Annotated in this window: 8 protein-coding genes; 3 read left to right on the top strand and 5 right to left on the bottom strand. The window is 66.5% G+C overall.

All coding sequences use genetic code 11. The annotated features are described in order from the left end of the window. The 3 genes from purM to cls all read left to right on the top strand — a co-directional run. Positions 1-994: phosphoribosylformylglycinamidine cyclo-ligase (gene purM / locus VHO04_RS15715; RefSeq protein ID WP_329629179.1), on the top strand; the 994-nt coding region annotated here is incomplete at its 5' end. 120 nt (positions 995-1,114) lie between these two features. Then, entirely contained in the window at positions 1,115-2,095 is a 981-nt protein-coding gene (gene purN, locus VHO04_RS15710; RefSeq protein WP_329629182.1) for a phosphoribosylglycinamide formyltransferase, read from the top strand. 193 nt (positions 2,096-2,288) lie between these two features. Further along, entirely contained in the window at positions 2,289-3,749 is a 1,461-nt protein-coding gene (cls, locus tag VHO04_RS15705; RefSeq protein WP_329629178.1) for a cardiolipin synthase, read from the top strand. Here cls and VHO04_RS15700 read toward each other — a convergent pair. From VHO04_RS15700 to VHO04_RS15680, 5 genes are all read right to left on the bottom strand, one after another. After that, positions 3,741-4,370: a M23 family metallopeptidase gene (locus VHO04_RS15700; protein WP_329629177.1), complete on the bottom strand. Its 630-nt coding sequence runs from the start codon at positions 4,368-4,370 to the stop codon at positions 3,741-3,743. The genes cls and VHO04_RS15700 overlap by 9 nt on opposite strands. 85 nt (positions 4,371-4,455) lie before the next feature. Further along, entirely contained in the window at positions 4,456-4,878 is a 423-nt protein-coding gene (gene ndk / locus VHO04_RS15695) for a nucleoside-diphosphate kinase (protein WP_003047863.1), read from the bottom strand. An 88-nt stretch (positions 4,879-4,966) separates the two neighbouring features. After that, the gene (locus tag VHO04_RS15690) at positions 4,967-5,488 is read right to left on the bottom strand and encodes a hypothetical protein (RefSeq protein WP_329629176.1); all 522 of its coding nucleotides are present in this window, start codon (positions 5,486-5,488) and stop codon (positions 4,967-4,969) included. Between the two features lie 80 nt (positions 5,489-5,568). Further along, positions 5,569-6,018, bottom strand: coding sequence for a DNA polymerase III subunit chi (locus VHO04_RS15685; protein ID WP_329629175.1), 450 nt, complete (start codon positions 6,016-6,018; stop codon positions 5,569-5,571). A gap of 133 nt (positions 6,019-6,151) precedes the next feature. Next, complete coding sequence (locus VHO04_RS15680; protein ID WP_329629174.1) at positions 6,152-7,597, bottom strand: leucyl aminopeptidase; 1,446 nt, start codon at positions 7,595-7,597, stop codon at positions 6,152-6,154. Positions 7,598-7,787: the final 190 nt, after the last annotated feature.

Below are 7,787 nucleotides of genomic sequence, written 5' to 3'. Positions count from 1 at the left end.
CCGCCCGGGCGCGGATGGCGAGATCGGCGGCTTCGGCGGCCTGTTCGACCTCAAGGCGGCCGGCTTCACCGATCCGGTGCTGGTCGCGGCCAATGACGGCGTCGGCACCAAGCTGAAGCTCGCCATCGACCATGACCGCCATGACGGCGTCGGCATCGACCTGGTCGCCATGTGCGCCAACGACCTGATCGTGCAGGGCGCAGAGCCTTTGTTCTTCCTCGACTATTACGCCACCGGCAAGCTCGACAATGATGTCGCGACCGACGTCGTCGCGAGCATCGCCGAGGGCTGCAAGCGGGCGGGCTGCGCGCTGATCGGCGGCGAGACCGCCGAAATGCCGGGCATGTATGCGGACGGCGACTATGATCTCGCGGGCTTCTGCGTCGGCGCGGTCGAGCGCGACCAGGTGCTCACCGCCGACAAGGTCGCGGCGGGCGACGTCATTCTCGGCCTTGCCTCGTCGGGCGTCCACTCGAACGGCTTCTCGCTCGTGCGCCGTCTCGCCGCCGACAAGGGCTGGAAGCTCGACCGCCCTGCTCTGTTCGACCAGAATATCCTGCTGATCGACGCGCTGATGGCGCCGACGCGCATCTATGTGAAGAGCCTGCTGCCGCTGGTGAAGACCGGCCGCATCCACGCGCTCGCGCATATCACCGGCGGCGGGCTGCTCGAGAATATCCCGCGCGTACTGCCGAAGACGCTCCACGCGCATATCGACGCCGACGCGTGGGACCAGCCGCGGCTGATGGCCTTCCTGCAGGCGCAGGGGAATATCGAGCCCGAGGAAATGGCACGCACCTTCAATTGCGGGATCGGCATGGCGGTGGTCGTCGCCGAGAGCGACGTCGCCGAGGTGACGGCGGCGCTCGAAGCCGCGGGTGAAACGGTGCACCGGATCGGGCATATCGCCGAGGGTGAGAAGGGTTGCACCGTATCGGGCGGGTCGGAGACGTGGAGCGCGATGGCGGCGTGGAGCGCGACGCATAATGCGTGAGATCCTCCCCCACAGGGGGAGGGGGACCGCCCGCGAAGCGGGGGGTGGAGGGGCGCGTGCGGCGTCATCCATCCTCAAGACGTCGCCCGACTCCGCTTGTGCCCCTCCACCATGCTTCGCATGGTCCCCCTCCCCGTTCCCGGGAGGATCGGTGTGAAAGCCAAGGTCGCCGTTCTCATCTCCGGCACCGGCACCAATATGGCGGCCTTGCTCTATGCCGCGAAGGCTGCCGATTGCCCCTATGAACTCGTGCTCGTCGCCAGCAACAAACCCGATGCAGAAGGGCTGGCGCTCGCCAAGGCCGAGGGCATCGCGACGTGGGCACACACACACAAGGGCATGGACCGCGAAGCCTTTGACGCGCTGGTCGACGAACAGCTCCGCGCGGCGGGCGCCGACTATGTCGCGCTGGCGGGCTATATGCGCATCCTGAGCGACGATTTCGTCGCGCGCTGGGCCGGACGGATGCTCAACATCCACCCGAGCCTGCTTCCCAGATACAAGGGGCTGAACACGCATCAGCAGGCGATCAACGCGGGCGACTCCCACGGCGGATGCAGCATCCATATCGTCACCCCGGCGCTCGACGATGGCCCGGTGCTCGCGCAGACGCCGGTCGCGATCGCGCCGGGCGACACCGCCGAAAGCCTCGCGCGGCGGGTCCGCTTCGCCGAGCATCAGCTCTATCCCGCCACCCTCGCCGCCTTCGTGTCGCGCGAGCGCTCGCCCGACTGGCTGCTCGGCCGCGTCCGCGAGTTGGCGATGGCGCTGCCCGAGGCCGACGAGACGACCTCGCACGGCATGCCCTGCTTCGGCATCGTCAAGGGCAAGAAGTTCGCCTGGTTCACCCACGACCATCACCGCGACGGCAAGACCGCGCTGCTCGTCAAGATCAGCGGCGCCGACGAGCAGGCACAGCTCATCGAACTCGACGAAGCGCGCTATTATCGCCCCGCCTATTTCGGCGACGGCTGGATCGGCATCCGCCTCGACCTCGGCGATACCGACTGGGACGCGATCGGCGAATGGCTCCGCAAGAGCTGGCTTACGATTGCGCCGAGGAAGCTGGCGGGCCTGATGGCGGTGGCGGAGGATTTCTAGAGCGCGGCTGGACTTAACCACTCCGTCATTGCGAGGAGCCGAAGGCGACGCGGCAATCTAGAGCAGGCGTAAACCGCTCTGGATTGCTTCGCTCCGTTCGCAATGACGAGGATTCCCGAGCTGGGAACCCCCATGCCTGCCTCCCAAAAATTCGCGCTGGCCTTTTCCGCCGAAGCGCGGTGAATTGCAGGCAATGGAATTCGATTTCGCCCTGATCCTGTCTGCGGCCTATATCGCCGCTTTCATCGTCATCATGGGGCGGATCATCCTGCGGCCGCAGCGCGAGCCCGCGTCGCGGCTCGCCTGGCTGATCGCGACGATCGCGGTGCCGGTGGTCGGCATCCTCGCATACCTGCTGCTCGGCGAAGCGCGGATCAGCGCCAAGCGCCGTGCGCGCTATGCCGCGATCGAGGCGCATCTGCCGCACCCACACGAGCGCGCCGAGGTGCGCCGCGCGCTCGCACGCAGCGCCTGGGCTGCGCCCTTCGCGCTCGCCGAGACGGTCAATGCGCTGCCCCCGACCGCCGGGAACCGCGCGCGCCTCGCGGCGGACAGCAACGCTGCGATCCGCGAGATGGTCGACGATATCGACAAGGCCAAATCGACCGTCCACCTCTGCTTCTATATCTGGCTCGCCGACCACAACGGCTTCCGGATCAAGGACGCGCTGGTCCGCGCGGCGAAGCGCGGCGTGAAGGTGCGCGTGCTCGCCGATGCGCTCGGCTCGCGCGGCTTCATCCGCTCGGCCTATTGGATCGAAATGCAAAATGCGGGGATCGACGCGCGGATCGCGCTGCCGATCGGCGGCCTGATCTGGACGCTGATCCGCGGCCGCTTCGACCTGCGCAACCACCGCAAGCAGTTGATCGTCGACAATCGCATCGCCTGGTGTGGCAGCCAGAATCTCGCCGATCCCGAATTTCGGATAAAGTCGAAATACGCCCCGTGGGTCGACATCATGACGCGCTGGGAAGGGCCCGTCGTCCGCGATTGCCAGTTCGTCTTCGCCGCCGACTGGGAAAGCGAGCGCGGCGACGACATCGGCGACCTGCTCCGCGACGGCGCCGAGCCCGAACCGGCGCAGACACCCGGAATCGCGGCGCCCGGAATCGCGGCACAGGTGATCGGCACCGGCCCGAACCTCCGCTATGCCGCGATGACCGCCTGCTTCACCTCGCTCATCCATTCGGCGCGGCGCGAGCTCATCGTCACCACGCCCTATTTCGTGCCCGACGAGCAATTGCTCTTCGCGCTGCTCGACTGCGCCCGGCGCGGGGTCGAGACGGTGCTGGTTCTCCCCAAGCGCAACGACAGTCGCATCGTCGCGGGCGCGAGCCGCAGCTATTACGCCGATCTCGTCGCGGCGGGAGTGAAGCTTTACGAATATCGCCCCGGCCTGCTCCATGCCAAGACGATGGTCGTCGACGACGAGGTCGCGCTGATCGGATCGGCGAACCTCGACCGGCGAAGCTTCGAGCTCAATTTCGAGAATAATATCCTGCTGCGTGACAAGGCCTTCGCCGCCGAACTCCGCGTGCGGCAGACCGAGTATATCGCCGCATCCGACCGCGTGACGGCTCAGGACGTCGCGGGCTTTGGGATCGCCCGGCAGCTGTGGCAGAATCTCGTCGCGACGGTCAGTCCGCTACTCTGACGCACTTCCGCAAGCCAAGGCCGTATAATGGGCGTCCTTGCGGACGGTCTGCCCCGGCACGTTACAGAAACGCGGGACACGCATCCGCTGGCGCTCTTCGTTGCCGTTCAGGAAACCACCCTTGTCGATGGGGTCGCTCGCTTGCGGCACCGCGACCTCGAAATGCACATGGTCGAGCATCGCCACCGCTGCTTCGTCGCCCACATATTGCCCCGCCCGGACATGATCGCCGACCTTGAGCCCCGCCTTACCGCTCGTCGAGCCGGTCGCCATGTGTCCGTAGAGAGTCCATTCGCCGTTCGGGTGCGCGAGCCACAGGAGATTGTTGCGGCATTCCGACGCCGCCCGGCCACTCTGCTGCTCCGAATAGCCATCCTGAATCGCCATGACCGTACCGTCCGCCGCCGCGACGATGCGATGGAGTTTGCCTTCGCGCGGTTCGCCGACAAGATCGACGGCGCCGACCGGCCGGTGCGACGCGGCGGCGTCGAACACCGAAACCTCGGTCCCGTCGGCGAAAGGCAGACGGTACAGCCCCGACGATGCAGGAATAGCAGGCGCCTCGGTCGCGATCGCGCCGGAGGCCAGCGCCGCACCCATCAGGACAAAAACCGACTTCATCGTCATTTCCTCTCGCAAAAGGGGAAAACAAAAAGGCCGCCGGAATGTTCCGGCGGCCCCTTTTACCCTGCTGGGATCGGTCGGCTCAGCCGACGATCTCTTCGGGCTTGAAGAAATAGGCGATCTCGATCGCGGCATTTTCGTCGCTGTCCGAACCGTGGACCGTGTTCGCCTCGATGCTCTCGGCCAGTTCCTTGCGGATCGTGCCGGGCGCGGCGTCCTTGGGGTTGGTCGCGCCCATGACGTCGCGGTTGCGCTGCATCGCATTTTCGCCTTCCAGAACCTGGACGACGACCGGACCCGAGGTCATGAATTCGACGAGCTCGCCGAAGAAGGGGCGCTCCTTGTGGACCGCGTAAAAGCCTTCGGCCTGTTCCTTGGTCATGTGGATACGCTTGGAAGCGACGACGCGGAGGCCAGCGTCTTCCAGCATCTTGGTGACGGCGCCGGTGATGTTGCGACGCGTCGCGTCGGGCTTGATGATCGAAAAGGTGCGGGTGACCGCCATGGGAAAGCTCCTAGGTTGGTATTTTCTGCAATGCGCGCGCCTCTAGCCGCGCTTTTGCTGCACTGCAAGGTCGGAGCGCAGTCGGCCCCTACCCGCCCGAGCCATAGGTGATCGCGCCATTGACCATGTCGCCTTCCTGCGCCGCGGTGACCTGGATCGTCGTCTTTTCATCGCCGGGCTTTTCGGCGCCGATGATCATCGTGTCGTCGGCGGTCATCTCGGATTTGACCTTGAGTCCCGCCGCCTCGATCTGGCTGCGGTAATGGGCGACGACGTCGGCGACCTTCGCCTTGACCTCGAACCCCGCCATGCCGCCCTGCTTGCCTTCCGACGATCCCGTGAAACCCCCGGTCATCTTCGACCCCGGATAGGGGGTGAGGCCAGCGGGCAGCCTGGCATCGGTGCCGAAGCGCATCTCGCCATCCTCGGTCTTGACGGTGACATTGCCCTCTTCGCCGTCCTTGCTGCCGCTGACCTTATATTCGGTCGTCTTGCCGGTTGCGGGATCGGTATAGGTGCCGCTGGCGACCTCGCTCTCCGACTTCGAGCCGCAGCCCGCGACGAGCAATGCCATGGCGGCGGCAAGGGCGAGATTCGTGCGTATCGTCATATCCAAGCTCCTGAAAAATCACGGCCCCCGTCTGCAACGCGGCGTGCCTCTTGTCGGTGACCCATATCACAAGCGACGGGTCAGGGTCCTTCGGACCAGCGTCCGCGATCATCCTGCTTCCAGAAGCGATTGTCGACATCCTCGCGCACCGCCAGCGCACGCCATGTCGCGCGGGCGTCGTCGATGCGGCTATTGTCGAAAAGCAGGAAGGCCCGCGCGAAACCGAGCGCCTCCTCGCGCCACTCGCCATCGGCAAGCGCGACGTGCGTCGCGCCGTTGGGCGCCCCGGCGGCGATCGCGCCCGCGAGCAGGATCGGCTCGATCGCCTCGTCGGGCGAGCCGGCAGGACCGTGCGGCAGGAAGCCGGCGGGCTGCAACGTCCAGAGCGCGCCGTCGATCGCCTGCCGCTGCATCGCCGAGGCCGCGACCACCAGCAGGCGGTCGCCATTGCCGAGGATTCGCGTAGCGATAGCAGGGAGCACCCGCTCGACGGGGTCGCGGGTCAGCCGGTAGAAATCGACGCGGGGCATGCCTTATCTCACCATCGTCATTGCGACCCCGGCGAAAGCCGGGGGAAGCAATCTCCAGCCATCAGCCTCGCGCAAGGCCGATGGCTGGAGATTGCCGCGTCGCTACGCTCCTCGCAATGACGGGTATAGTGGATCACCCTTCGTGATAATCCGCGATGAAGCGGTCGAGCAGGCGCACGCCGTAACCCGTCGCGCCTTTGCCATAGACCGGGCCGTCCTTGTCGGCCCACGCCATGCCCGCAATGTCGAGATGCGCCCAGGCGACGCCCTCGTTCACATAGCGCTTGAGGAACTGCGCCGCGGTGATCGAGCCGCCTTCGCGCGGGCCGATATTCTTCATGTCGGCGATCGGGCTGTCGATCAGCTTGTCGTAAGCGGGCGACAGCGGGAAGCGCCACAGCTTGTTACCGCTCGCCTCGCCCGCCTCGAGCAGGTTCGCCGCGAGCGCTTCGTCGTTCGCGAACATCCCCGCATATTCGTGGCCGAGCGAGATCACCATCGCCCCGGTCAAGGTCGCAAGATCGACGATGACCTTGGGATCATAGGCTTTCTGCGCCCAAGCGATTGCATCGCAGAGGACAAGCCGGCCCTCGGCGTCGGTGTTGAGCACTTCGACCGTCTGCCCCGACATCGTCGTGACGATGTCGCCGGGACGCATCGCATTGCCGTCGGGCATATTCTCGACGAGGCCGACGACGCCGACGACATTCGCCTTCGCCTTGCGCCCGGCGATCGCCTTGATCGCGCCCGCGACCGCGCCCGCGCCGCCCATGTCCCATTTCATCATGTCCATGCCCGGCCCGGGCTTCAAGCTGATGCCGCCGGTGTCGAAGGTGACGCCCTTGCCGACGAACACCACCGGCGCCTCGCCCGGATTGCCGCCGTTCCAGCGCATCGCGAGCAGGCGCGGCGGGCGGGTCGAGCCCTGCGCGACGCCGAGCAGCGCGCCCATGCCGAGCGCCTTCATCTGCCGCTCGTCGAGTACTTCCAGTTCGACGCCGAGGTCGGTCAGATGCTGGCAGCGCTCCACGAACGTCTCGGGATAGAGGATGTTCGGCGGCTCGGCGACGAGCGTCTGGGTCAGCGCGACGCCGTCGGCAACCGCCGAATAGCGGCCCCAGCGCGCCGACAGGTCGCCCGCGGGCGACGCGATCACGATCGTCTTCAGGCTGGGCTTGGCCGTGTCGGCCAGCCGGGTGCGATAGGTATCGAGGCGCCAGTCGCGCAGCCGCGCGCCCATCGCAAAGGCCAGGACGTCATCCTCGTCGCTCTGCCCGGCGCTCGCGAAATCGACATGGACTGCTGCGACGCCGCTCGTCTGGAGCTTCGCGGTCAGTGCCGCGCCGCCGCGTTCGAGGTCGTGCGCGGTGCCGTCGCCGATCCCGACGAGCAGCAGCCGCTTCGCCTGCTCGCCGTCGAGCGCCGCGGTCTCCGCGACCGCGCCCGCCGCGCCCTCGAACCGCGCCTGCGCCGCCGCCGCGCCGAGCAGCGCGCCGAGCCTGGCGGCCTCGCCCTTGCGGACCGGAAAAGCGACGACGTCGGCAGACGCATCGATTTGCGCGACAAACTGGATGTCCATGCCTTAACTTTCTCATGCGATGATTGATTGGAACGTGCCGGACCGATAGGGGTTTCGCCTGCGAGTTGCAAAACAAAGCAGCCGGCCCGGCACGGGTGGACACTAGATAAGGCGTGGGACAAAGATAGCAAATGAACTGGGCTTTGTTCCATCGGTCCCCCCGCGCGCAGCCCCTCTGGCTTGCGACCGC

This window comes from Sphingopyxis sp. (assembly GCF_036261875.1).
Classification (GTDB): domain Bacteria; phylum Pseudomonadota; class Alphaproteobacteria; order Sphingomonadales; family Sphingomonadaceae; genus Sphingopyxis.
This window is presented reverse-complemented; position numbering and strand designations above follow the sequence as displayed.